Here is a 25739-nt window from a genome sequence, read left to right as displayed (position 1 = left end):
CAGCTCCAGCACCTCAGCCAGTGGCAACGCAGTCAGCCGCAGAATATTTGGCAAACCCGCTTTAAGGTTTCCATTGAACAATAAAAAAGACGCCTCGGCGTCTTTTTTCATTTTAGGAAAATTAGGGCTTTTGCAGTTGCGTTAAGGTTTTACGTGCCAGTCCTGGATCATCGGCAAATACACCATCTACACCAGCTTTATAGAAGTTTTCAAATTCTTTAGCCGCACCTGTATCACAACGTTCGGTCGCCACTGAGTTACATTTTAAATAGTCAGGTAAAAAACCATTTTCAGGTCTGAGTGTATAAGGATGGACTTTCAAACCAGCAGCATGGGCATCTTTGACAAAACTGGTTTGTTTAAATTCAGTGTTTGAAAAAATATAGGTTTTACTTGGACCTACACCATCTGCATATTTTGCCACTGATTTTAGGCCATCTGCAGTGGCTAAACTTGCATAATTTTGAGGTGAGTTTTGTTGCTGTAAGTCACCCGGTATGGCAGTTGGGCTATCTAATAATTGAATAATTTTGCCATGTTTGAGGGTTTTCTTTTGCGTGAGTTGATCACGTAAGTATTTAAGATTGTTGGTTTCAAAAGACTGTAAATATACAGGCGCGATATCACGTGTATAACTGTATTTGGCAAGCGTGGTGAGTAAACGATCTTCCATGGCTAGATTTTGCTGTTGGAAAAATGTTGGATGCTTGGTTTCAATATATAAACCAACAATTTTTCCAGTTTTTTTATAATGAGCTTCGGCAAGTTCAATGATTTGTTCGAGCGTTGGGATGCTGTATTGATCATTATATTGAGTGTTATTAGGGCGATATTGAGCAATACGCTCACGTGCTTTTACATTTTGAGTCAGTTCATTCAAATTAAAGTCTTCCGTAAACCATCCTGTATAGTCGATACCATCGATTTTTTTGGTGGTTTTTCGATCCGCAAATTGTGACAGCGTACTAATATTGGTTGTCCCTGAAATTTCACTTTCATGGCGCGCAACCAGATAGCCATCCTTGGTTGGCACTAAATCGGGTTCGATAAAATCCGCACCATCATCAATCGCTTTTTGATATGCGGCAAGAGTATGCTCAGGTCGCAAAGCACTGGCACCACGATGCCCAACAATGATAAAACCAGTATCAGGCAAAACAGGGGGCTTGGTGACATGGGTTTTATCGTCATCCGAATTACATGCAGATAAACCGAAAACGCTAAAAAGGAGCAGTGAAGACACGCCCCATGAGGATTTCACTTTACTTGTTATCGCTATATTCAACTGCTTTGTTAATTGTTTTTTCATGGCTGCCTCTGCATCTTTTTATATAAATGAATGATGTTGCAGGCATACATTGCAGGGCAGTGGCTAAGGCTTCATGACAGAGGCGGTTTTGTCACATAAATTTACTAAAATAACTGAAGTGGAAGCTCTCCATATTTTCTACATATTCAGCTTGAAGCAAGGTTTTTATGTAGCCTAGGCTTGTAATTAAGCTCATTGTGATTGATTATCAATAAGATTTTTTGAAAAAATTCAATCTACATTTTTTATTTCATTAATTGAAAAGTGACATGGATTGATGCTGTCTAAGTTTTTTATTTATCGACCAATTTTTGCAGGTGTCTTGGCGATCATCGTCATGGCGCTCGGGCTATTTGCTGTGCTCAATTTACCGGTAGAGCGCTATCCAGATATTGCGCCACCACGAATTACGGTCAGCGCAAGTTATAGCGGTGCGTCAGCAGAAACAGTTGAGGAAAGTGTCACACAAGTTCTTGAACAACAAATTAAAGGAATTGATCACCTTTTATATTTTAGTTCAAGCAGCGACTCTTCAGGTCGAAGCCGGATCAGCATCAGTTTTGAAAATGGCACTGACCCAGATACCGCTCAAGTACAAGTACAAAATGCCATAAATGGAGTAATCAATCGGCTGCCTGAAGATGTGCAGCGCCAAGGGGTAAATGTCTATAAATCTTTGGGTGATACCCATATGGTTATCGGCCTCTATGATGAGACTGGCAAGAGTTCGAATATCGAACTTGGTGACTATATGATGACTCATCTAGAGCAGGACATTGCTCGAATTGAGGGTATCGGTGAAGTCGATGTTTTTGGTTCGCAATTTGCCATGCGCATTTGGCTCAACCCACTGAAGTTAAAGCAATATAGCCTTATGCCCAGTGATATCCGTGCGGCTGTTGAATCACAAAATACGCAGGTTGCAGCCGGAGCCGTAGGTGAATTGCCGAGTGTATCGGATCAATATCTCAATGCAAAAGTCACTTCAGGTTCACGTTTAAAGTCAGTTGAAGAATTTGAAAATATTATTGTCAAATCTGCACGAAACGGCAGTTTTGTCTATTTAAAAGACGTTGCACGTGTTGAATTGGGTGCGGAAAATTATTCAGGGGTTAATACCATTAACGGGTATCCATCTTCAGGGATGGGGATCTCATTGGCTTCTGGGGCAAATGCACTTGAAACCTCAGCCTTAATTAAGCAAGAAATTGAACAGTTAGCGAAGCAATTACCTGCCGGTTATAAAATCGTTTATCCACGGGATAACACGCCATTTGTACAAGAATCGATTAAAGAAGTGGTGAAAACGTTATTCGAAGCCGTTTTACTGGTGGTTTTGGTGATGTTTATCTTCTTACAAAATTGGCGAGCAACGCTGATACCTGCGATTACGGTGCCTGTGGTGATTCTTGGGACTTTAGCGATTTTATATGCTTTGGGCATGACCATTAATACGCTCACATTGTTTGCATTGGTACTGGCCATCGGTCTGTTGGTCGATGATGCGATTGTTGTGGTGGAAAACGTCGAACGTTTAATGCATGAACAACAGTTAACAGCAAAACAAGCGGCCATCGAGTCGATGCATGAAATTAGCGGGGCATTAATCGGGATTACTTTGGTATTGACCGCTGTATTTATTCCCATGGCGTTCTTTGGTGGCTCAACGGGCGTGATCTATAGACAATTTTCCATCACACTCGTGGCTGCAATGGGCTTGTCACTGATGGTTGCGCTGATTTTAACCCCTGCATTATGTGCCTTAATTTTAAAACCCAATCCGAAACCACAGCGCTGGGCGATTTGGTTTAACACCAAATTAGAGACTTTAAAAACCAAATATCTAGCACTTGCACAAGCCACGGTTCGTTATCGCTTATGGACGGTGGTTTTGTTTGCGGGGCTCATTACGGTATTTGCTTTGTTTTATCGTGCTTTGCCGACCAGTTTTATTCCTAGTGAAGACCAGGGCATTTTGAGTGTGCAACTTAAATTACAAGAAGGTGCACCGATGTCGAAAAGTCGTGAGATCGGTGAACAAATTCGGCAGTACTTTTTGACTGAAGAAAAGCAAAATATTGATTTGGTGATGATTCGTTATGGACGAAATTTTTCTGGTACGGGTCAAAACTTAGGGCAAGGCTTTATTGCACTGAAGCATTGGGATGAACGTTCAGGACAATACAATTCAGCGCAAGCGATTCGTGAACGTGCTATGAAACATTTTAAAAAGTTCAACAATGCACAAATCAATGTCAGCATGCCGTCTTCAGTCAGCGGTCTTGGGCAAACCGATGGTCTGGAGTTTTGGCTGCGAGATATGAATGGTGAGGGTCGTGCTTATCTCGATGAGCAATTTAAAAGCTTGCAACAGAAATCCGCACAATTCAGTAGTTTCGAAAATTTAGACAAACGCTCTAACCCAGACAAAGCTGAACTGAAAGTTGATATTGATCAAAAACAAGCGATGGCTATGGGTTTAACGCAAAATGCGATTAATAGCACCATGAGTAGTGCATGGGGCGGGAGTTATATTAACGATTTCATTGACCGTGGACGTATTAAACGCGTCATGATGCAGGCAGATGCCGAATTCCGTTCTAAACCAGAAGATTTGGCTTATTGGCATGTACGTAATGACCAAAATGAAATGATTCCATTTAGTAATTTTTCAACCATTGGCTGGAGTGGCGGCCCTGAAGTCGTCAATCGCTTTATGGGATACACCGCATTACAAATGGAAGCGGATACAGCCAAAAATGTCTCAAGTGGCCAAGCCATGCAGGATGTTAAAGCTTTAGTCGATCAGGTGCCTGGCGTGGATGTGGCATGGAGTGGTTTATCTTTTGAAGAGCAAAAATCAAGTCATCAAGCGATTTGGCTATATTTGGTCTCGATTGGATTTATTTTCCTCTGTCTTGCCGCCCTATATGAAAGTTGGAGCATTCCGACCGCAGTCATGAGTGCGATTCCACTCGGGATAGGCGGTAATATTTTGTTTAGCTACATGACCGGTTTTCCAAATGACATCTATTTCCAAATTGCCTTGCTGACGACCATCGGTCTGTCCTGTAAAAATGCGATCTTGCTTGTAGAGTTTGCAGCGATGGCACAAGAAAAAGGCAAACATGTAATCGAGGCTGCAATGGAAGGCGCAGCACTACGTTTACGTCCTATTTTGATGACCTCTTTGGCTTTTGGTGCAGGGGTGGTTCCTTTAGTTCTTGCTTTTGGCGCAGGTGCAGCCAGTCGTCAAGAGATTGGGGTAAGCGTACTCGGTGGGGTAATATTCGGTACGGTCTTGGTGCTGATTTTTATTCCGTTTATGTATGTGATGGTCCGCTCTATTTTTAAAATCAAACCGGTGTCTGAAACTTAGAAATAATTCACGCACAGTGTATAGCTCTAGTAAAAGCCACCGTGAAAGCTTGAGTACATCGCGGTGGCTTTTTATGTCGCCAAATTTATGTCACCAAACTTTCGACAGGGAATGTTCACAGAGAATTTTCGCAAAGAACGTTCACCGAGAACATATTGAAGAGATTTGAAACTCTTTAGTTTATCCTTCAAAATGTGCTCTACATAGAAAGATTAAAATAAGAGTGAGTTGAATGGCGGATTTAATACAAAGACAGCGTGAAATTTCCGCTTTGCTGCAACAACAAAATTATGCAGCAGCAGTTTTCGCTTTACAGCCTCTGAACTACGCTGATCAGGCTCGTTTAATTCAGCAATTTCCAATCGAAGATCAAATCGAGTTACTTTCAGGTTTAGACCATCAAGGCTTGGTATTTGAGTTTTTCCCTTTTGAGTCACAGCGACAGCTGATTTCACGTTATCCACTGCGTCTACAAATTGAACTATTTGATGATATGCATTCTGATGATGCAACGGACTTATATAAAAGTTTAACTGATGCAGAACAAGATCGGATTTATCAACAACTTGATCAAGATACCCAAGAGCATCTAAAGGCGTTATCTGCATATGCAGAAGAGTCTGCAGGTGCAATCATGAGTTCAGACTATGTCAGTATGCCTGCTGACTTTACCATGCAACAAGCTATAGAGGCCTTACGCCATGAACCGCATGACCGTGAAACCCTGTATTTAATTTATGTCACCAATGATCAGTCTCAATTAGAAGGGGTGATTTCACTGCGGCAAATTTTGCAGGCCGATCGTGATGCACGGATTCAACAGGTGATGACCAAAGATGTGGTGACCGGCTGGATAGATGAAGACCAAGAAAGTATTGCTCGAAAATTGGCAGAATATGATTTTATGGCCTTGCCGATTGTGGATCATGCCCAGCGTTTGATGGGGATTGTCACCTATGATGATGCGATGGATGTGGTACAGGCTGAAACCACTGAAGACTTTTTAAAAGCCAGTGCGGTGAGTACCGAACCAGGTATGAGCATTAATAAAGCACCGATTTTAAAGTTGTATCAAAAGCGGGTGTTCTGGTTGGTGATATTGGTCTTTGGCAGCTTATTGTCCGGATTAGGCATTTCATATTATGAAGACATCATTGCCGCACATATCGTCTTGGTTTTTTTCTTACCCTTATTGGTCGGAAGTGGAGGCAATGCAGGTTCACAGTCTGCAACCTTAATGGTGCGAGCGCTTGCCACTGGGGATGTAAAAATTCGTGATTGGTTTTATTTATTGGGTCGGGAGACGCTCGTCGCGCTTTGCCTCGGTGGAACCATGGCCATTGCTGTATCTATTTTAGGCTACTACCGTGGTGATGCAACCGTGGCCTTGGTCTTGGCACTGAGTATGATGGGTATCGTATTGCTCGGTTGTTTAATTGGCATGAGTTTGCCTTTCATACTCAATAAGTTAAAGTTCGATCCTGCAAGTGCTTCTGCACCCTTGGTAACCTCGATTTGTGATGCGACAGGCGTGGTGGTGTATTTGATGATTGCTTCACAATTGCTCAATTTATAGAGATTAGCATTTTGCTACAGATTGAAGACTTCTAATATGTTTTAATCTCAGTGATTTACACGGTTTTTATTGGATAAAACATGACTGAACCATTAAAACAAAAAATGTCAAAGCAAGAAGTCATTCGTCTTGAACGCGATCTCGCAAAGTTTGCCAATATGATGGACTCCGTGGTTCGGATTCCATTTACTCGACAAGGGGTAGGTGCGGACGCAGCGTTGAGTACCATTCCCGTAGCTGGTGATATCGCAGGATTTGTCTTGACCTGTTATGCCGTCTATAAAGCCAAACAGATTGGCGTACCACAAGCCAAATTAAATGGTGTGATGAAACTCGCAGTTATAGATGCTGTCGTGGGGTTTATTCCTGTTGCAGGGACGATCTTTGATGTGTTTATTCGTCCGAGCCGTAAAGCTTTAGATGTCGTACACACGCATATACGTGAAGAATATCAAATCAGTACAGATCAACATGTGGTACATCCGTTTTTACATGAAAAATTAGAAGAGAAACAACAGCAATCGGCTTTTTGGCGTAACCCTGTGATTGCATGGTTATGGATCCATATCCCAGATATACTCGGGATGATTTTCTTATTGGTGTTTATCTTTGCAATTTACATGGGCGGTTCATTGCTTTGGCAATGGTTAAAGGCCAATGGGGTATTGTAGATAGGACAGATTTGTGGCTTGAGTGCTAGCAATGAAAGGCTGTTCAACTGAAAAGTGATTGATAAAACAGTAAACGCTCTGAGAAAAAATTAGACTCAAAAAAAGCCTCCATAGGGAGGCTTTTTTACGACTTACATCAGATGCTGAATTATGGGCAATCTAATTGTTGTAAAGCCGCAACACGTTGTTCAATCGTTGGGTGTGTTTGGAACAATGCAGCTAAGCTGAAACCTTGTTCTTGACCCGCAGAAATAGCAAAGGCTTTCATTTCTTTTGGCATTTGATCTGGCATTTCAGATTCTGCTTGTAAACGTAATAGGGCAGAAATCATCGCTTGTTTACCTGCTAGACGCGCACCAGCTTCATCGGCACGGTATTCACGGTAGCGAGAGAACCACATCACAATAGCAGACGCTGCGATACCAAAGACAATATCTAATACAATCGTAATGACGAAGTATGCGATACCCGGTGCTTCACCATCTTCACGACCGAAGACATTACGGTCGATAAAGTCACCTGCTACACGTGCAAAGAACATGACAAAGGCGTTGACTACACCTTGCACCAAAGCAAGGGTCACCATGTCACCATTGGCTACGTGACCAATTTCGTGAGCGAGTACGGCACGGAGTTCATCTTTGTTCATACGCTCCAGTAGACCGGTAGAAACCGCCACTAAAGCATCATTTTTGTTCCAGCCTGTTGCAAAGGCATTTGACTGGTACGATGGGAAAATACCCACTTCTGGCATTTTGATACCAGAACGTTGTGCCAGTTGCGCAACTTCGTTGAGTAACCATGCTTCAGCTTGGCTACGTGGTGCATTAGGGTCAATCAGCTCTGTACCCGTGGTTTTTTTCGCCATCCATTTTGACATGAATAGTGAGATCATCGAACCCACCATACCGAACACAAAACAGATAACGAGCAAGTTGCCTAAGTTTAAGCCGCCTGCACCGTGGTAACTACCGACACCGAAGAGTGACAAGATTATGCCAGCTACAACCAGTACCGCGAGGTTGGTCAGCAAGAACAAACCAATCCGCATCATTGGGTAAATCCTCTTATTATAGAAAAATGATCTGATTTACAAATAAAAATCATTAAACTCAATATGAGGTGAAAGTCTTAAAATTTCAAGGAAAAATTAGTAAAACAGATGCAATTTTACAAAATCAGTGATTTTATTCATTGAGATAAATGCGCGCTGAGGCAGAAGCATTTGCTGTCGCAAATGAACCTGAAGGTGCATCGGTAAAACTACCATTGTCTGTTTGAATAATTTGACGTGCCGATGATTTAGCAACCGTAGGGGCAGCAGCATGATAATTATCCGAACTGGCAATTATCCGACCACTATTAGAAGTGCTATTTGAACTGCTCGAACCCGAGATACTTAAACTACCAGCATATAGGTTGCTGTAGCGGCTAGTGACACGGCGGACATAGTCTTGAGTTTCACGAAAAGGAGGGATGCCACCATATTTTGCGACATTGCCTTCACCTGCGTTATAACCTGCTAAGGCAAGTGAGGTGTTACCATTAAAACGTTTCAGCAGCCAAGATAAATAGCGCGCACCAGCCATAATGTTCTGATGTGGATCATAGGCATTTGATACATTGAAGCGACGTGCTGTAGCAGGCATGAGTTGCATTAAACCTTGCGCACCGACAGGGGAGCGTGCATTGGTGTTAAAACCTGATTCAGTATGCATCACCGCTTTGATCAGACCTTCGGAAACACCATGTTGGGCCGCGGCTTGTTTAATAATATTGTCAAAGGCATTTTTATTACGGCTATAACTTGGTAACACAGACGCTTCATTTGAGCCCCAGTTACTATAACTGTGGATATTACTGTCCGGATAGTAGGTTTTTTTCTCGACTTTAAGATTGCTATAGCGGCCTTGCTTATTGGTCAGTAGCGTTGTGCCATTACTTTCACGTAATTGATAAATCGTTTGGCCGGCAAAAATGCTCGGTGCAGCTAAACTGATGGCCACACTTCCACTTAATAACAGCCCCAAAGTCCAAGTATTGTTTTTCATTTTATTGTGAAGAAAAAAATTCTGTCCCCAAACAGTTAAAATAGAGTTTATCAAAAAAAAATCAGATGAAAAGGCTTCGAGGGCTGATTTCTTCTTTACTTTGTAAAAATCAAGTCATTTTGATGATTCAATAATCAAAAAAAATATTTATTTTTTTTTAATGAGCATAACTTGACACATCTAAAGCATTGATAAGTAAGAAATAATAAATTGATCAAAAAATGATCAATTTAAATAGAAGCCTTAAAATAAGGGCAGCTCACCTTGTCAAGTCATTTAAAATCCACAAAGTTATCCACAGCTTTTGTGGACAACTGTGGAAAAGTCCAAAAGATAAGCGTTTCGCCTAAAAAGTGAACTCGACCGTATAAAATAATGCGCTGAGGATGACGTGATCATGACAGTATTTTTACTTTTTTCGGAAATTACATTCTTTTGATGCGAGAAGTCTGCGAATCGGATAAAATTGCGCGGTATTTTTTTTTAGGTTTAACTCGTCTATGTTCTCGCCAGTTGAGTCCGAACAAGGATTTAATTTCAAACCAGAACTACCAACTAGCTCTGCGTATTATCGTTTATTGAAAAAGCTACGCCGTCAGGTCGGTCATGCCATTCGTGATTTTAAAATGATCGAAGAGGGCGACAAGGTGATGGTCTGTATTTCAGGCGGTAAAGACAGTTATACCTTGCTCGACATTTTGTTGCAGTTTAAGCGTATTGCACCGATTAATTTTGATGTGGTTGCGGTCAACCTTGACCAAAAACAACCGGGTTTCCCTGAAGACGTATTGCCACGTTATTTAGAAGAAAACAAAATTCCGTACTACATCTTAGAAAAAGATACCTACAGCATTACTAAACGTTTAACCCCAGAAGGTAAAACGTATTGTGCAGTGTGCTCACGTTTACGTCGTGGTTCGTTATACGGCTTTGCTCAAGAAATTGGGGCGACGAAAGTGGCTTTAGGTCATCATCGTGATGATATTTTGGCGACGTTCTTCTTGAACTTGTTCCATGGCGGTAGCTTAAAAGCCATGCCACCGAAATTATTGTCTTCTGATAAAAAGAACATTTTGATTCGTCCACTGGCTTATGTGGAAGAAAAAGACATTATCAAGTATGCAGAAATGCGTAAGTTCCCAATTATCCCATGTAACTTGTGTGGTTCACAGGAAAACTTACAACGTGCGATGCTAAATGACATGCTGCGTACTTGGGATAAAGAATTTCCAAAACGTTTACACAGTATTTTTGGCGCATTGCAAAATGTATCGCCTTCACAACTGGCAGACCGTGAGTTATTCGACTTTGAAGCCTTGGATGAACAACGCGAATTTGACTTTAAAAATAGCGAAAGTTGTTCAACTGAAGAAGGTGAGCCTGAAAGCAAACGCATTAATATGGTGAACTTAGGTTTTATGGCAGATTAAGCCGAAAACTTCATCACGCAAAAGGCATTCTACGGAATGCCTTTTTTATGCTTATGATTTTTCTCATTTTGTTGTTAAACAGTTAAATATTGAACGGTGCGTACAAAAAACTTTAGCCTTTTCGCAAATGATCATGCTATAACAAGCCTCAAGCAAAATATGCTTGCACTGATGTTGTCCGGAACGGCAACACACACGAACAAAATAAATTGAGGAAAGATCATGCCTGCTTTTTTAACTGATGATTGGTTTTCAACTGTAGAAACTCTGACAGCTCAAGCTGGTGATTTAAACTTACCACCTGCATTGGCTAATCTTGCAATTAACCTTGTAGTTGCTGACGCTGCAGGCAATACTGAATTGTCATTAGACGGTGGTGCAATTAAAAAAGGTTTATCTTCAAACGCGAAAACAACGTTGAACATGGATGCTGAAACGTTACGTAAAGTATTTCTTGAGTTTGATATGGCTGCAGCGATGCAAGCGTTTATGACAGGCAAAATAAAAGTACAAGGTGATATGTCACAATTGATGGCATTGCAAACTGCAAAACCAAGTACTGAACAAAAAGATTTATTCAAAAAAGTACTTGAGCAAACTGCTTAAGTCCAAAACGAAAAAAGCTTACCCGAAGGTAAGCTTTTTTTTGTGCGCTCACATGTAAATGTTAGATGGACACATATTAGATATTCACCAGTTGTGGTGTGGTTTTAATATGTTCCAAATAAGCACGAATACGCGTGACATATTGCACAGCTTGACGATAACGACCATTGCTGGCCTTGTTACGGTCTAGATAAGCATATAAATTCACCCACTTATTTGGGTTTTTACCCTGAGATTTAATGCGCTTTTGAATCTGACTTACAGCACCAGGACCCATGTTATAAGCCACTAAGGCATACCAATTACGATCTGGGTAGGGAATGTTGCTATAACGGTTTAACATTTGGTCATAGTACTTTGCACCACCTTGAATGCTTTGAGTCGCATCTGTACGGTTGCTCACACCCATGGCTTTTGCTGTACTGTTGGTCAGCATCATAATGCCACGAACACCCGTTGGGGATACCGAGTCAGGTTTGAGGTAAGACTCTTGATAACCAATTGCTGCCAATAAATGCCAGTCTAGGTCGTATTGCTTGGCCGTGTTTTTAAAACTTGCCTTATAGATCGGCATACGTTTACTTAAATCACGTTGAATCACATTCCAAGAATCTTGTTTGACCACATTACGGTTGTAGAATGATGCCAACTGTCCAATTGCGCCATTTTGTTTGGCACGGCAAATAAAGCCACTCGCGGTTTGGCTGAGTGGATCGTCTGCATTTTTAAATACCCAGTTTAAGTTGCTGTTTAAACCATTTTTTTTCAAAGAAACGGTATCACCACAACTGGCTGAAAATGAAGTCAAGTGTTTGGCTTCAATGGTACTCATTCCGGCAGTGGTCATAGCAAAATTAGCTTGACCTTTGGCAACCATTTTTAAAGCAGTGGCATTGTCGTTCACTGTTTTAAAATCTAATTGGACATTTAAACTTTCTGCATAGTTACGTGCAAGGTCGTAACCAAAACCATGTCGATGTTTACCATCCTGAAAAACAATATCAGGATTGGCAACGGCAACAACAGTGAGTTTATTACTGTTGACGACAGCATCATATTGATGAGCTGTTTTGCTGGCATTAATACTGTGAAAAGGAATTAAGACAGTACTGAGTGCAAGCGCTTTAAATGGGAGAGAGTTAAAAGAGTTAAGGCAAAGCCTCGACCCAGAAGTTGAACTACTGTGCATGTTGTCTCCGCTACAAGTAATTTATGCCCTAAAAAGCAAAGGCAAACACGCCTCAGACTTTTTCAAGTTTGATAAATTCAATAAGGGTTGGGCAGTCATGACGTCATTCAAAAATGACTAGGGGTTTTCGGGAAATGTGTAGAAAATCTACACTGGATAAAAATTAAACAAGCCTAAAAGATGTGCGCATAATAATAAGCAAAAAAATACTTGTCAAATTTTGTACGAAAAAATATTAAAATATGTAACATAAATAATTGATTTTGTTTACGAATAAATTTTATATACTTTGCCTGTGTAGAAATGGAGGATAAAATAGGCATGTTTTGTAAAAATCAGCGCTTGCTCAAGGCCGAAAAATCATCATGAAATCTAACTTAATTACCCGTGGTGGACACGATTTATTGGTCGCTGAACTTCAACATTTATGGCATGAAGAACGACCTGAAATTACCAAAAAAGTGAACTGGGCGGCCAGTCTTGGCGACCGTTCGGAAAACGCGGATTATCAATATAATAAGCAATTGTTACGCAAAATTGACCGACGTGTACGCTATTTGGGAAAACGTTTGGAGGAGCTACGTATTATCGATTATTCACCCGAACAAAAAGGGAAAGTCTATTTTGGGGCGTGGGTCGATATTGAAAATGATGAAGGCGAACAAAAAACGTTAAGGATCGTGGGGGTAGATGAAATTTATGATCATCATCCACAGCATATCTCAATTGATTCACCTATGGCTCGAGCACTCCTGTCCAAGCAAGTGGATGATGAGGTCGAAGTCCTGACCCCACTGGGAAAAAAATGTTGGTATATCAATTCAATTCGTTATGAAATGGGCGAAAGTACTGAAAAATAATAAACTGCTCTTATTTTGTTCAATTGGACGTGTTTTTTACAAAATAATTTGCCATTGCTGAAATTTATTTATATGATGGCGGCCATGGAAGCGTGGCAGAGCGGTTTAATGCACCGGTCTTGAAAACCGACGAGGGCGCGAGTCCTCCGTGAGTTCGAATCTCACCGCTTCCGCCAAATTCAAAAACCCTGATGTTTTTAACATCAGGGTTTTTTTATGTGCGTAAATTTAGGCAATGTAATTAGCTATGATCTTAAGTTAGTATATATTGATTGAGCATCTATTTTTCAGCTCGAAGCCAAAATTTTACAATCGCCTAAATTTTGTCTGAACGATTCGCCAAGTGTTCAAAATAAGGCAAAATAATTTGCCAAGCTGAATTTTTATTTATATGATAGCGGCCATGGAAGCGTGGCAGAGCGGTTTAATGCACCGGTCTTGAAAACCGACGAGGGTGCGAGTCCTCCGTGAGTTCGAATCTCACCGCTTCCGCCATATTCAAAAAACCCCAATGTTTTACATTGGGGTTTTTTTATTGCCTAAATTTTTTGAATAGTTTTTTTCTACAGGCGAAGCTGATATACAGCATGGATATGACATGCTATTAATTATCCACAATAAACAGAAAACAAGATCAATCGATTTTGAAAAGGAATTCATCCATGCAGAAACCAGAGCTTATTCATGAACTGGAATGGCAAGCGCGTTGTCAATTGGCGGCACTGTATCGCTTGGTGGCTTATTATAAAATGACCGACTTAATTGATACCCATATCAGCCTGAGTTTAAGTCATGAACCTGAGCATTTTCTGATTAATCGCTATGGTGTGACCTTTGACAAAATGACGGCTTCGGATTTGGTCAAAATTGATCATGAAGGAAAAATTATTGAAACTTATGATGCAGGGAAGATGGTGAATGTTGCGGGCTTTGTGATTCATTCTGCCTTACATCATGCGCGTGCAAATATTAATTGTGTGATTCATACGCATACTGCCGATGGCGTGGCCGTTTCTGCACAAGAACATGGTTTATTGCCAATCTCACAACACGCGTTAAAGTTCTATCAGAACATTGCTTATCATGAATATGAGGGTATTGCCTTTTCAACTGAAGAGCGTGAAAGACTGGTACAAGATATGGGGCATTATCGCTGCATGATTTTACGCAATCACGGCTTGCTTGCGACTGGAGATAGTGTGGCACGGGCATTTCATGAAATTTACTTTTTAGAACGAGCTTGTCAAATTCAAGTAAAAGCGTTGTCGAGTGCTACATTGCATTATCCAAGTCCGAAGGTTTGTGAACATACTTTGCAGCAGTTTGAAAATCCGATGGCCGAGCCCATTATTCAAGCGGCTTGGCAGGCGGCCTTGTCTTTAATTGAAGATCAGCAGTCAGATTATTGTCGCTAATATAATTTTCTATCATTTAGCTTATAAAAAAATGGCGCTATGCTTTATGTGCAGAAGAATAGTCATGGCATGAGCAACGCGTTATCATGTTCGTAGTGGAACTATGAGATGAACTATGAAAATCGTTGCAGATGAAAATCTGGCATTTACTGAGTATTTTTTTACCGAATTTGGTGAAATAAAGCAAGCGGCAGGTCGAACATTGATCCATGAGGATGTCAAAGAAGCCGATGCATTGTTGGTACGATCGGTGACTCAGGTAAATGCAGAATTAATTCAACAAACCGCACTCAAATTTGTCGGTAGTGCTACGATTGGAACAGATCATTTAGATATTACCGCTCTAGAAAAGCAGGGCATTGCTTGGTCAAATGCCGCAGGTTGTAATGCACAAGCGGTTGCTGAATATGTGATTACTGCATTGCTCTACGTTAAACCTGAATTGTTGAATGCAAATGAACAATTTACCTTGGGCATTGTTGGTTTAGGTAATGTTGGTTCACGTTTAGCGGCCATGGCAGAATTATTCGGTTGGAATGTCATTGGCTATGATCCATTTGTGCAATCTAATCAGGTGAAACAAGTTGAATTTGCAGAACTGTTAAAAAATGCAGATGCGATTAGTACCCATGTGCCACTGACCAAAGAGGGTGAACATCCAACCTATCATTTAATCAACGCTGCTGCACTTGCCGCTATGAAGCCTACAGCGATCTTGATTAATTCCGCGCGTGGGCCAGTGGTCGAAGAAGCTGCCTTAATTGCCGATATTCAACAGACTCAGCGTAAAGTGGTCTTAGATGTTTTTGAACATGAGCCAGAGATTTCAGCAGCATTGTTGGATTTAATTTACGTGGTGACACCCCATATTGCAGGCTATAGCTTGGAAGGTAAAGCACGTGGTACACAGATGATCTATGAAGCATTCTGTCAAACTTTCAATCAACCGATAAATAAAGCTTTTGAAAGTCAGTTGCCCGTCTGTGAGCAGTATTTTACTGGTGCTGACTTTAAGATGGTATTACAGCGTTACTTAAAAGATATTTATGACATCGCTCGTGATGATGCCAACTTACGTGCTTGCCTAAAAGACGGCAAGGTGGATCAAAAAGCCTTTGATTATTTACGTAAAACCTATCCTTTACGCCGTGAATGGGCTGCGCATGGAGGCCCTGCAGCATGAGTCAAATGAACTTTCAACCGAGTTGTGAACTCACTGCACTTCGTGCACGTGCCACGATGTATGCTCAAATTCGCCAGTTTTTTGCTGCACGTGATGTACTAGAAGTGGAAACACCTGTGCTTTCACAAGCCGGTGTCACCGATGTGCATTTAGCATCGGTACAAGCTCAGCGTCATGTGAATGGTCAAAAGCAAACGCATTATTTGCAAACTTCACCTGAATTTGCCATGAAGCGTCTGTTGGCAAGTGGCAGTGGGCCTATCTACCAAATCTGTAAAGTTTTCCGTGATGATGAACATGGACGTAAACACAACAGTGAATTCACCATGTTGGAATGGTACCGTCCGGGTTTTAGCTTAAAAGACTTGATGTTTGAAGTGACGGATTTATTGAATGAAACCTTGAAACAACGCTTTGGTGAAATTCGTCCGACTATTTTGAGCTATAAGCATGCCTTTATGGATCGTTTGGATTTGAACCCGTTACAAGCTTCTTTACAAGATCTAAAAGATTGCTGTCGTCGTGTGGGGCTAAGCTTAGATTTGGGTGAAGACCGTTTAGGCTATATCGATTTATTGTTTTCGCATTATGTTGAGCCGAGTCTCGGTTTTGATACGCCAGTGTTCCTGACAGATTTTCCACCGGAAATGGCTTCTTTGGCGAAAACCCGTGTGGACGAAGATGGGGAGTTGGTTGCAGCACGATTTGAGCTGTATATCGAAGGTTTGGAGTTAGCGAATGCTTATGACGAACTGATTGACGCAGACGTTTTACGAAGTCGTTTTGAGGCAGATAATGCAGAGCGCGCAAAACTTGGGTTGCATGTGATGCCGATTGATGAATATTTGCTTGCTGCATTACCGCATATGAGCGAGTGTGCAGGTATAGCCTTAGGTATTGATCGATTGCTAATGGTGGCTATGAATCAGCTAAAGCTTGAAAAAGTCATTAGTTTTCCAGCCGATATTTCTTAAAAAATGTCCGGATCGGCTGATGGTAAAATTGGCCGATCAATTTAAATATTTAGTAAAATCCAAACCATATAGGCTTCAAACCCTAAATTTTGATAATAGGCATGTGCGGCATATCGTTCTGAACGATTCCCACTATTGAGTAAAATACGTTTTAGATCTTATCGCCGTGCGCTTTGCTCAATGGCTTGCATGAACCATCGCCTTAAACCTTGATCGCGATAACTCACATCAATGACAAAAGCCTAAATCCGAATTATTCATTCCTCAAACTCCCAACTGTATTGTTGGATAAAACCTGCATAACCAATGACGCGGTCATTAGCCGCTATCACTAAGGTTTGATAGTACTTATTCAAATGAGTCAACTGCCAATGCTGTTGTAGTCGCTCTAGTGGTATTTCATAACCCAATTGGAGTGTAAGTTGATGAATATTTATGAGATTTTCTTGGAGTTGTGATGGGCGAATTTGGGGATTCATATTGTCAGCTCGATGGTTTTCCTTAGAGCATAGATGAATGAGCCTTGATGTGAGTGCAGATATTTTTCAAAGCATATCTATATCTGAAAGGGCAAGGTGAAATATTGCAAAAGTTAAAGTTTTAAGAATATAGAAAAGGTAAATTAAAAAAGCACCCGAAGGTGCTCTAATTATGCTTCAACTGCATATTGACTGGTTTTTAGTTCTGCAATGGCTTGGATACGTCGTTCAATCAGCATTTCACCAATATCCGGCCCTGATACATCAGGTGGAAGATCGGCAGCTTTAATATTGCGAACCACCTGCATGGCATCTAAAACGTATTGAGCTTGTGGATAGGCGCGATCCTCTAAACCCAAACGACCACGTGAATCACATTCACAGGCTTGTACAAAGGCTTCTACACGTTCAGGACGGCGTAGCACATCCATACGTTGTAATAGACGCCACAATGTACCCGGTTTTAAGCTCAAGGCTTGATGGCATTTTAAATGCTCTTTACAGACTGAGATAGCCAATTGTTTGGTATTGGTGGGAACACGCATACGGTCACAGACATCAGTAACTGGTTTTACACCACGCTCTTCATGCATGATATGGCGCGGTAACTCATCTACTGGAGTAAGTGCTTTGCCTAAGTCGTGTACCAGTACAGCAAAACGAACATCCAAAGAATAATTTGCACGACACGCTTGTTGTAGCGACATCATGGTGTGAATGCCGCAGTCTATTTCAGGGTGATATTCAGGACGCTGTGGAATACCGTATAACGCATCAATTTCAGGGAACAAGACTTTTAAAGCGCCACAGGCTCTTAATACCTCAAAATATTCATCTGCGTGGTCTTCCATTAAGGCACGAGACGTTTCCTTCCATACACGTTCAGGTGTAAGGGCTTCAAGCTCACCCGATTGAGCAAGCTCTTGCATCAGTTCCAGTGTTTCATCAGCCACCTTAAAACCTAAAGCTTTATAACGTGCCGCAAAACGTGCAATACGCAGAACTCGCAAAGGATCTTCGACGAAGGCATTAGACACATGACGAAGGACACGCTGTTCTAGATCACGTTGACCGCCATAGGGGTCGTAGACATTACCTGCATCATCCATCGCTATCGCATTGATCGTGAGGTCGCGTCGAATGAGATCTTGTTCGAGTGTGACATTGACGTCGGTATAAAATTCAAATCCATGATACCCATGTCCAGACTTACGTTCTGTACGGGCTAAGGCATATTCGTCTTTGGTCTCTGGATGAAGAAAAACAGGGAAATCTTTACCCACAGGTTGATAACCTTGAGCAAGTAATTGTTCCGGCGTTGCACCGACAACGACATAATCTTTTTCGTGATAGGGGTGCCCGAGCAAGTGATCTCGAACTGCACCGCCTACTAAATAAACTTGCATGAAAAAACCTCTATTCTTAGAGCAATCATGCTACAGAACAGAGGTTTTCTCAAGTCACAAAGTGTGTTCAGGTCAACTAAATTAGAGTGCTAATTTTTCGTTTTCTTGAATCTCTGCAACTGTTAATGCAGTCATATTCACTAAACGGCGAGTTGTCGCTGTTGGTGTTAAAATATGAACAGGTTTTGCAGCACCCAAAAGGATTGGGCCAATCGTCACGTTACTACCTGATGTTGATTTCAACAAGTTGAACGAAATGTTCGCTGCATCTAGATTAGGCATAATCAGCAAGTTCGCAGAACCTTTGAAACGTGAGTTCGGGTATGCGAAATGACGAATATTTTCATCTAATGCGGCATCACCATGCATTTCACCTTCAACTTCAAGTTCTGGTGCAATTTCTGACAAAATATCATAAACCTTCCGCATTTTTTGTGCGCTAGGATCATTTTGGTCAGAACCGAAACTTGAGTGAGAAAGCAATGCTACACGCGGTGTAATACCAAAACGGCGTACTTCTTCAGCCGCTAAAATGGTCATTTCAGCAAGTTGTTCAGCTGTTGGATTACGGTTAATGTAAGTATCAGCAATAAACAAGTTACGATCTTCAAGCATCAATGCATTCAGCGTAAAGAAGTTATTGCGGCCTTCTTTTAGTCCAATCACATTGCTGACAAAGTCTAAGTGAATGTCATAACTAGAATAAGTACCACATAACATACCGTCAGCTACACCATGACGAACCAGCATTGCCGCGATAAGTGTTGAACGACGACGTGCTTCACGCTGAGCGTATTCAGGCGTTACACCTTTACGCTGCATGATGCTGTAGTAATCGTCAGCAAACTTATCGTAATCAGGATTTTTCTCTTGATCGACGATAGTGATGTTCACGCCGTCTTCAAGGCGAAGGCCTAATTTCTTGATGTTCGCTTCAATGACTGCAGGACGGCCTACAAGAATTGGTTTTGCCAAACCTTCATCAACAGCAATTTGTACTGCGCGAAGTACACGTAAATCTTCACCTTCAGCATAGGCAATGCGTTTTGGATCAGTTTTTGCTTGCGCAAAAATTGGTTTCATCATGAATGCAGAGTTATAAACAAACTCAGACAAACGTTGACGATACGCAGAGAAGTCTTGAATTGGACGAGTTGCAACACCTGAATCCATCGCTGCTTGTGCAATTGCAGGTGCAATTTCAAGAATCAAACGTTGATCTAATGGGCGCGGAATCAGGTAATCACGACCAAATGAAGCAGATTTTTCACCATACGATGCAGCATCAGCTTCGACATGCGCCATGCGAGCAATCGCATGTACACAAGCAATTTTCATCTCTTCATTAATTGTGGTTGCACCAACATCTAGTGCACCACGGAAGATATAAGGGAAGCAAAGTGCATTGTTCACTTGGTTTGGATAGTCTGAACGACCAGTTGCCATAATCACGTCTGGACGTGCTTCATGTGCATGTTCAGGAAGAATTTCAGGGTCTGGGTTAGCAAGGGCAAAGATGATCGGATCTTTCGCCATGACTTTAACCATTTCTTTGGTCAAAATACCTGCTGCAGAAAGACCGAGGAACATGTCCGCACCTTCCATTACATCAGCAAGCTGAGAGCCTTCGATGTCTTGAACGTATGCCTTTTTCGACTCATCCAAGCCTTCACGTTTAGTCGTCAATAAACCGCGTGAATCTGCAACAACGATGTTTTCTTTTTTTACGCCAAGTGCGCAAAGTAAGTTCAAACATGAAAGGGCAGCAGCACCTGCGCCAGAAGCGACAATTTTGATTTCTTCAATTTTTTTGCCATTGAGTTGAAGTGCATTCAGTAATGCAGAACCCACAATGATTGATGTACCGTGTTGGTCATCATGGAACACAGGAATATTCATGCGTTCACGAAGTTTTTGCTCGATGTAGAAACACTCTGGGGCCTTGATGTCTTCAAGGTTGATACCACCGAAAGTTGGTTCCAATGCTGCAACGATATCTACGATTTTGTCTGGATCGTTTTCAGCAATTTCAATGTCAAAAACATCAACACCAGCGAATTTTTTGAATAGAACGCCTTTACCTTCCATAACAGGTTTTGACGCTAAAGGACCAATGTTACCTAAGCCCAGTACGGCTGTACCGTTACTGACTACAGCAACAAGATTACCGCGCGCTGTGTAAAGTGCAGCAGTAGATGGGTCGCGTTCAATTTCTAAACAAGGTGCAGCGACACCTGGCGAGTATGCGAGGGCTAAATCGTGTTGGTTGACCAATTGTTTGCTTGGTGTAACGCTGATTTTCCCCGGAGTTGGAAATTCGTGATAATACAAAGCCTGCTGTTTTAAAGATTGATCGTCCATCTGTATCTCGATTGTGTTTTGTTTATCCAATATAAAGCTGCAATGCTTGCTTTATCCGCTTGAATATAACATTAGTTGCACAGTTGGGACAGTCGAAGTCGCGTCTTTTTCAGACAATCTTATAGCTCAGGCATAGTGACTTATATTAAGTAAGTATAAGCAGGCGAAGAGATATTATTTTCAAGGAACACGGTTGCCTCTTCTTGTGGCAATGGCTTAGAGAAAAAATAGCCTTGAGCAATGTCACATTCTAAGTCTTGTAGATACTGTAACTGCTGTTCAGTTTCAATCCCTTCAGCGACTACCGTCATGCCCATCGCTTTACCCATGGCAATCATGGCACTAACGATGGCCAATTGTTTATTTTCACCAATTTTGGAGATAAAACTGCGGTCTATTTTTAAGATATCAATAGGGAAATCAGCTAGATAAGATAATGATGAGTAGCCAGTGCCAAAATCATCAAGTGAAATATTGATTTTACGTTTTTTTATTTCATTTAACAGTTCACGTACTGAATCTAGATTTTCGACCAAAGAAGATTCTGTAATTTCCAGTTCCAGACTGGTACCATCAATTTGATTGGCATCTATCGCTTCATCTAAATCATTTAATAATTGTCCACGGCGCAGTTGCTGCGCAACAATATTGACGGATACACAAATATTTTGATAACCCAAATTATTCCAAAAGCGAATTTGCTGCGCGGTTTTTTGCAGGACAAAACGCCCGATATCGGAAATTAAACTGGTTTGTTCTGCTAAAGGAATAAATAAGCTCGGTGGTATTAAGCCTTTTTCAGGATGATTCCAGCGCACCAAAGCTTCAAAACCGTAAATATTTTTATCACGGAAATTGATCTTCGGTTGGTAATACACCACCAGTTCATTATTTTGAATGGCTTTACGCAAGTCGCGTTCCAAGAAGATCCCTTGCTTTAATAATGCGGTATTTTCATTGGAATAATAACGTGTAGTATTGCCTCCCAAATTTTTGGCTTCACTCAGCGCTTGTTCAGCACAGTTATTTAGATAATCTAGCTGACGGCCATGCTCAGGGTAGAACGCTACACCCATAGATAAGGTGATGACATGATCTTGGCCAAAAATATTAAATGGAATGCTAAAGGCTTTATTGATGCGTTCACAATGCTCATGCACAGAAGGGCGGATGTGTGAAATTTCATACACAATCGCAAAATCATCGCCATTTAAATGTGCAACAAACAGAGCTTCGGCATTGGTCAGACGCAAACGCTGTGCGACTTGGCGTAACAGTTCGTCACCACCATTGTTGCTGAGATATTCATTTAATGGACGGAAACGGTCGATGTTTAAACGTATGACGGCCAACTGTTTAATCGAATCTTGTTGCGAAACTAAATACTGATGCAGTTGATAGTTGTAATAAAAACGGTTCGGTAAATCTGTTAAGGTGTCATAGTTTTCTAAATAAGATAAACGTTGTTCTTGCAATTTACGTTCGGTTAAGTCTGAAACAATCCCGATATAATGGGTGACGCGGTTTTGATCATCGGTAATGGCATTAATATGCATCCACAGCGTCAGTTCTTTACCTGAAAGAAATTTTTCGTGCAATTCACCATCATATTCACCAATTTTCAGCACTTGTTTAATGATCGAGTAGTGCATACTGCGTTGAATTGATTTGTAATTCGCTGTGATATCAAAAAGATGTTTGCCAATAATTTGGTCGTAGTTAAATCCGGTTAATTGTTCGTAAAACGGATTGACTTCGATATAGCACAGCTCTTCATTTAAAATGAAAATCCCTTCAGCAGCTTGTTCGAGTACACTGGCTGCAAGTTTTAAACGTTCCTGAGATGTCCGTTCTTGATGGATATCACGTCGAATACCGACCATGCGCAATGGCTTACGATTATTTGGATCGCGTTGAATGACCCGTCCAATATCATGTACCCAACTCCATTTTCCTTGACTGTTTTGAATCCGATAGGTGGCCTCATAACGGTCTTTAAATCCACGTAGATGTTGAATCATCGCTGATTTAAAATGTGGGATATCATCAGGATGGATCACATGTTGTAACTGTTGCTGATGCTCTTTCGAATGTCTAAGGGTTTTTTCTTGCTTATAGTTGGTGACAACGATTTTACGGTCTTTGATGTTCCAATCCCAAGGACGTAAACCGGCGATTTCATGCGCAAGGACTAAATTGGCTTGTTGGTTTTCTAAATCCTTGTTCATTTGCTCAATGTCGAAGGTCCGCTCTTTAACTTTCTGTTCAAGGATTTGGTTACCCAGTTGTAGCTGTAATTCGATGTCTCGTGATTTGTTGACTTCATCTTGGAGCTGCTGACACAGTTCATCAGTCCATTTGACTTGTTGCTTGGCACTATCAATCAGTAGGTTGTTTTTTGCATGTAAGGTCGACACACGACGGTGAATCCGATATGACGTCATGGCGCACATTAGAATCACAATGAGCCCAAAATTAATACTCAGGCTAAATAAGTGATTTGAACTATCTAAGAAAAAGAACTGTGCAATCAGATACGGCACGATAGACGGGATAAAGGCTAAACAAAAATAATTGAGTTTTTGCGTTAAATAGGTCAAACCAAAGGTTTGCGTCACGATCAATAGTAAGGCGGAGAGCGTTAAGGCCTGAATCGGTTCAAAGCTTTGATTGGTCGCAGGTAAATAGTAAAAAATTAAAAAGATACCGCTCGCAATAAGCGTACCGACTGAAAAACACTGAAATTGTAGCCAACGATGCGCAATCATCAGTGAATATTGTTCAGGTTTAAAATAAACGGTGCTAATCAGCCAGCATAAACTGACAAAAACTTCGGTAAAAATAAACCAAATATTGAAATATAAAGATGGTGATTTATAAAAAATTTGATATATCGAAAAAATATATAAGCAAATAATCAGAATACTGACTAAAAAATAGCGGCTATGGCGAATCGTGTTCGCAATTTGAGCAGTATGATTGTACTGCTTGATATATTCATCTTGTTTATACGTCATGAATATAAAAACCCTGCCTTAACCAAATTTAGATCGTTGTATTTGTATTGTTCCTGAGAGTATTTGTTTATTCTTAGTAACAAATCATTTGTTTTTATTGACTCTAGGGTAATTGCGTTACAAATAAAAAGCAATATCAAGGATGCCATCATTGATGCTTTCAGATGAACCATCGAGTAAAAATTAAATAAATTTATAATTTAAAATTGAAAGTGCAACTACAGGTGCAGTTTCTGTGCGAAGGACACGTTCACCGATACACCAGTTCACAAAACCTTTCTCATTTGCTGCGCTGATCTCGGCTTCGCTCAAGCCACCTTCAGGGCCAATCAGTAAGGTAAAGTGCGGGTCAGCATCTGCTAATACATCAACTTCATCTTTATTGGGTGCGAGTACCAACTTGGTTGTCGGTAGATTACTCTCCAACCATTTTTCAAGGGAAAGGGGCGCAAGTACTTTAGGGACAATGTTGAGACCACATTGTTCACATGCAGCAATAGCAATGCTTTGCCAATGGTCGAGTTTCTTTTGATCACGATCGTACTTCAAACGCATTTCACAACGTTCGGATGTGAGTAGTTGAATTTCAGAAACACCGAGTTCCACCGCTTTTTGAATTGCATAATCCATGCGGTCGCCTTTGCTCATCACTTGACCCAATAGTGCTGTAAAATGTGGTGTGCGATTGCTTGGATTGAATTGCAGAACTTGGACGGCAGCCGACTTTTTAGCGACTTCAACCAATTCAACATGGTATTCGCCACCTTGCCCATTGAACAAAGTGGCAGTTTCGCCCACTTGAGCACGTAAAACTTTTACCCAGTGATGAAACACTGTTTCCGTTAATTCAACAGTCGTATCAACAGTTAAATCAGCTTCAATATAAAAACGTGGCATTAAAGTTTTACTCTCAAAAAGGTCGAAATGTCTTATGCAAGACCGAGGTCTTTCACAAGTTGACGTGTAGGGTCAGTGGTATTCATGGTGTAGAAGTGCAGGCTTGGCGCACCACCAGCAATCAGGCGTTCGCAAAGTTTCACAATCACTTCATGACCAAAGGCTTTGATTGACGCTGTATCGTCGCCATAAGTCGCAAGCTGTTTGCGAATCCAGCGAGGAATTTCTGCACCTGTACCATCAGCAAAACGAATTAAATTGCTTGCATTGGTAATCGGCATAATGCCTGGAGCGACAGGAATGTTCACGCCTTCTTTTTGAATGCGCTCTACAAAGTAGAAATAGGCATCTGGATTAAAGAAGAATTGTGTGAGTGCTGCATTAGCGCCTGCATTGGCTTTATCGCAGAAACGTTTGATGTCGAGATCAAAGCTGTCTGCTTGCGGATGCATTTCAGGATAAGCCGCCACTTCAATTTTGAAGTGATCACCTGTATGTTCACGGATGAAACGCACAAGATCTGTTGCATAAGGCAATTCGCCTAAGCCCACCTGACCAGAGGGCAAGTCACCGCGCAGCGCAACAATACGGTCAATGCCTTGCGATTTATACAAATCCAGCAATTCAGCAATACGTTCTTTGCTGTCACCAATACAAGAAAGGTGAGGAGCAACAGGCGTGCCTTTACCATTGAAATCATTCAATGTAGACAAAGTACGTTCACGGGTAGAACCGCCTGCGCCGTATGTTACAGAGAAAAATTCAGGATTTAATAATTGTAGTTCTTGGTGTACAACTTTAAGTTTTTCCGCGCCCGCATCAGTTTTGGTCGGAAAGAACTCAAAGGAAATAGGAATCTGTTTTGACATGTTCAAATCCTTTTTTTATAAATACTTTTATTTAAAAAAATCCCCTCATCCTAACCTTCTCCCTGAG

Annotated in this window: 19 protein-coding genes and 2 tRNA genes; 11 read left to right on the top strand and 10 right to left on the bottom strand. The window is 41.2% G+C overall.

Features of this window, described 5'->3' with window-relative positions; genetic code table 11:
* Positions 1-121: 121 nt before the first annotated feature.
* Positions 122-1309 carry a glycerophosphodiester phosphodiesterase gene (locus FTT94_RS00375; protein ID WP_180170016.1) on the bottom strand — a complete coding sequence of 396 codons (1188 nt, stop codon included), beginning with the start codon at positions 1307-1309 and terminating at the stop codon, positions 122-124.
* A 277-nt stretch (positions 1310-1586) separates the two neighbouring features.
* Between FTT94_RS00375 and FTT94_RS00370 the strand changes: the two genes are divergently transcribed.
* The 3 genes from FTT94_RS00370 to FTT94_RS00360 all read left to right on the top strand — a co-directional run bounded on the left by FTT94_RS00370 (position 1587) and on the right by FTT94_RS00360 (position 6935).
* Positions 1587-4688, top strand: a complete 3102-nt coding sequence (locus tag FTT94_RS00370) for a multidrug efflux RND transporter permease subunit (RefSeq protein WP_180170015.1) — start codon at positions 1587-1589, stop codon at positions 4686-4688.
* 232 nt (positions 4689-4920) lie between these two features.
* Entirely contained in the window at positions 4921-6264 is a 1344-nt protein-coding gene (mgtE, locus tag FTT94_RS00365) for a magnesium transporter (RefSeq protein WP_180170014.1), read from the top strand.
* Positions 6265-6344: 80 nt separating this feature from the next.
* A complete protein-coding gene (locus FTT94_RS00360; RefSeq protein WP_180073249.1) occupies positions 6345-6935 on the top strand; it encodes a DUF4112 domain-containing protein in 591 nt (196 codons plus the stop codon).
* 148 nt (positions 6936-7083) lie between these two features.
* On the opposite strand, the gene htpX is transcribed toward FTT94_RS00360, so the two are convergent.
* Together htpX and FTT94_RS00350 are read right to left on the bottom strand one after the other, a co-directional pair.
* Entirely contained in the window at positions 7084-7989 is a 906-nt protein-coding gene (htpX, locus tag FTT94_RS00355) for a protease HtpX (protein ID WP_078190437.1), read from the bottom strand.
* A gap of 133 nt (positions 7990-8122) precedes the next feature.
* The gene (locus tag FTT94_RS00350) at positions 8123-8986 is read right to left on the bottom strand and encodes a lytic transglycosylase domain-containing protein (RefSeq protein ID WP_180170013.1); all 864 of its coding nucleotides are present in this window, start codon (positions 8984-8986) and stop codon (positions 8123-8125) included.
* 500 nt (positions 8987-9486) lie between these two features.
* Here FTT94_RS00350 and ttcA point away from each other — a divergent pair, with 500 nt between their 5' ends.
* Complete coding sequence (gene ttcA / locus FTT94_RS00345; protein ID WP_078190435.1) at positions 9487-10416, top strand: tRNA 2-thiocytidine(32) synthetase TtcA; 930 nt, start codon at positions 9487-9489, stop codon at positions 10414-10416.
* 222 nt (positions 10417-10638) lie between these two features.
* Positions 10639-11022, top strand: a complete 384-nt coding sequence (locus FTT94_RS00340; protein ID WP_078190434.1) for an SCP2 sterol-binding domain-containing protein — start codon at positions 10639-10641, stop codon at positions 11020-11022.
* Positions 11023-11098: 76 nt separating this feature from the next.
* On the opposite strand, the gene FTT94_RS00335 is transcribed toward FTT94_RS00340, so the two are convergent.
* Positions 11099-12211, bottom strand: coding sequence for a transglycosylase SLT domain-containing protein (locus FTT94_RS00335; protein ID WP_168378303.1), 1113 nt, complete (start codon positions 12209-12211; stop codon positions 11099-11101).
* Between the two features lie 365 nt (positions 12212-12576).
* Between FTT94_RS00335 and greB the strand changes: the two genes are divergently transcribed.
* The 6 genes from greB (at position 12577) to epmA (ending at position 16643) form a co-directional block, all read left to right on the top strand.
* A complete protein-coding gene (gene greB / locus FTT94_RS00330; protein ID WP_180003371.1) occupies positions 12577-13071 on the top strand; it encodes a transcription elongation factor GreB in 495 nt (164 codons plus the stop codon).
* An 86-nt stretch (positions 13072-13157) separates the two neighbouring features.
* Positions 13158-13247, top strand: a tRNA-Ser gene (locus tag FTT94_RS00325).
* 229 nt (positions 13248-13476) lie between these two features.
* Positions 13477-13566: transfer RNA gene (locus tag FTT94_RS00320), tRNA-Ser, on the top strand.
* Between the two features lie 167 nt (positions 13567-13733).
* The gene (locus FTT94_RS00315) at positions 13734-14486 is read left to right on the top strand and encodes a class II aldolase/adducin family protein (RefSeq protein ID WP_180170012.1); all 753 of its coding nucleotides are present in this window, start codon (positions 13734-13736) and stop codon (positions 14484-14486) included.
* 115 nt (positions 14487-14601) lie between these two features.
* Positions 14602-15669: a 4-phosphoerythronate dehydrogenase gene (locus tag FTT94_RS00310; RefSeq protein WP_180170011.1), complete on the top strand. Its 1068-nt coding sequence runs from the start codon at positions 14602-14604 to the stop codon at positions 15667-15669.
* A 5-nt stretch (positions 15670-15674) separates the two neighbouring features.
* Positions 15675-16643 carry an EF-P lysine aminoacylase EpmA gene (gene epmA, locus FTT94_RS00305; RefSeq protein ID WP_373684090.1) on the top strand — a complete coding sequence of 323 codons (969 nt, stop codon included), beginning with the start codon at positions 15675-15677 and terminating at the stop codon, positions 16641-16643.
* A 257-nt stretch (positions 16644-16900) separates the two neighbouring features.
* Here the strand turns inward: epmA and FTT94_RS00300 are convergent, their stop codons facing one another.
* The 6 genes from FTT94_RS00300 to metF all read right to left on the bottom strand — a co-directional run bounded on the left by FTT94_RS00300 (position 16901) and on the right by metF (position 25672).
* Positions 16901-17122 (bottom strand): hypothetical protein, encoded by a 222-nt coding sequence (locus tag FTT94_RS00300; protein WP_180170009.1) that lies wholly within the window; start codon positions 17120-17122, stop codon positions 16901-16903.
* A gap of 170 nt (positions 17123-17292) precedes the next feature.
* Positions 17293-18528 carry a multifunctional CCA addition/repair protein gene (locus FTT94_RS00295; RefSeq protein ID WP_180170008.1) on the bottom strand — a complete coding sequence of 412 codons (1236 nt, stop codon included), beginning with the start codon at positions 18526-18528 and terminating at the stop codon, positions 17293-17295.
* Positions 18529-18609: 81 nt separating this feature from the next.
* Positions 18610-20889, bottom strand: a complete 2280-nt coding sequence (locus FTT94_RS00290) for an NADP-dependent malic enzyme (protein WP_078192090.1) — start codon at positions 20887-20889, stop codon at positions 18610-18612.
* A gap of 140 nt (positions 20890-21029) precedes the next feature.
* Entirely contained in the window at positions 21030-23906 is a 2877-nt protein-coding gene (locus tag FTT94_RS00285) for an EAL domain-containing protein (RefSeq protein WP_180170007.1), read from the bottom strand.
* A gap of 183 nt (positions 23907-24089) precedes the next feature.
* Complete coding sequence (locus FTT94_RS00280) at positions 24090-24803, bottom strand: 16S rRNA (uracil(1498)-N(3))-methyltransferase (protein WP_180170006.1); 714 nt, start codon at positions 24801-24803, stop codon at positions 24090-24092.
* 32 nt (positions 24804-24835) lie between these two features.
* On the bottom strand, positions 24836-25672 hold the full coding sequence (gene metF, locus FTT94_RS00275) for a methylenetetrahydrofolate reductase [NAD(P)H] (RefSeq protein ID WP_168378282.1): 837 nt from the start codon (positions 25670-25672) through the stop codon (positions 24836-24838).
* Positions 25673-25739: the final 67 nt, after the last annotated feature.

The organism is Acinetobacter sp. YH12027, assembly GCF_013420085.1.
In the GTDB taxonomy this organism is placed as follows: domain Bacteria; phylum Pseudomonadota; class Gammaproteobacteria; order Pseudomonadales; family Moraxellaceae; genus Acinetobacter; species Acinetobacter amyesii.
Note: the sequence above shows the minus strand (reverse complement) of the source record. Positions and strands in the feature narration are given on the sequence as shown.

Excerpts from the sequence above, each read along its gene's own strand:
- FTT94_RS00375 (WP_180170016.1), bottom strand. The coding sequence starts at position 1,309 with ATGAAAAAACAATTAACAAAGCAGTTGAATATAGCGATAACAAGTAAA.
- FTT94_RS00370 (WP_180170015.1), top strand. The coding sequence starts at position 1,587 with ATGCTGTCTAAGTTTTTTATTTATCGACCAATTTTTGCAGGTGTCTTG.
- mgtE (WP_180170014.1), top strand. The coding sequence starts at position 4,921 with ATGGCGGATTTAATACAAAGACAGCGTGAAATTTCCGCTTTGCTGCAA.
- FTT94_RS00360 (WP_180073249.1), top strand. The coding sequence starts at position 6,345 with ATGACTGAACCATTAAAACAAAAAATGTCAAAGCAAGAAGTCATTCGT.
- htpX (WP_078190437.1), bottom strand. The coding sequence starts at position 7,989 with ATGATGCGGATTGGTTTGTTCTTGCTGACCAACCTCGCGGTACTGGTT.
- FTT94_RS00350 (WP_180170013.1), bottom strand. The coding sequence starts at position 8,986 with ATGAAAAACAATACTTGGACTTTGGGGCTGTTATTAAGTGGAAGTGTG.
- ttcA (WP_078190435.1), top strand. The coding sequence starts at position 9,487 with ATGTTCTCGCCAGTTGAGTCCGAACAAGGATTTAATTTCAAACCAGAA.
- FTT94_RS00340 (WP_078190434.1), top strand. The coding sequence starts at position 10,639 with ATGCCTGCTTTTTTAACTGATGATTGGTTTTCAACTGTAGAAACTCTG.
- FTT94_RS00335 (WP_168378303.1), bottom strand. The coding sequence starts at position 12,211 with ATGCACAGTAGTTCAACTTCTGGGTCGAGGCTTTGCCTTAACTCTTTT.
- greB (WP_180003371.1), top strand. The coding sequence starts at position 12,577 with ATGAAATCTAACTTAATTACCCGTGGTGGACACGATTTATTGGTCGCT.
- FTT94_RS00315 (WP_180170012.1), top strand. The coding sequence starts at position 13,734 with ATGCAGAAACCAGAGCTTATTCATGAACTGGAATGGCAAGCGCGTTGT.
- FTT94_RS00310 (WP_180170011.1), top strand. The coding sequence starts at position 14,602 with ATGAAAATCGTTGCAGATGAAAATCTGGCATTTACTGAGTATTTTTTT.
- epmA (WP_373684090.1), top strand. The coding sequence starts at position 15,675 with ATGAACTTTCAACCGAGTTGTGAACTCACTGCACTTCGTGCACGTGCC.
- FTT94_RS00300 (WP_180170009.1), bottom strand. The coding sequence starts at position 17,122 with ATGAATCCCCAAATTCGCCCATCACAACTCCAAGAAAATCTCATAAAT.
- FTT94_RS00295 (WP_180170008.1), bottom strand. The coding sequence starts at position 18,528 with ATGCAAGTTTATTTAGTAGGCGGTGCAGTTCGAGATCACTTGCTCGGG.
- FTT94_RS00290 (WP_078192090.1), bottom strand. The coding sequence starts at position 20,889 with ATGGACGATCAATCTTTAAAACAGCAGGCTTTGTATTATCACGAATTT.
- FTT94_RS00285 (WP_180170007.1), bottom strand. The coding sequence starts at position 23,906 with ATGACGTATAAACAAGATGAATATATCAAGCAGTACAATCATACTGCT.
- FTT94_RS00280 (WP_180170006.1), bottom strand. The coding sequence starts at position 24,803 with ATGCCACGTTTTTATATTGAAGCTGATTTAACTGTTGATACGACTGTT.
- metF (WP_168378282.1), bottom strand. The coding sequence starts at position 25,672 with ATGTCAAAACAGATTCCTATTTCCTTTGAGTTCTTTCCGACCAAAACT.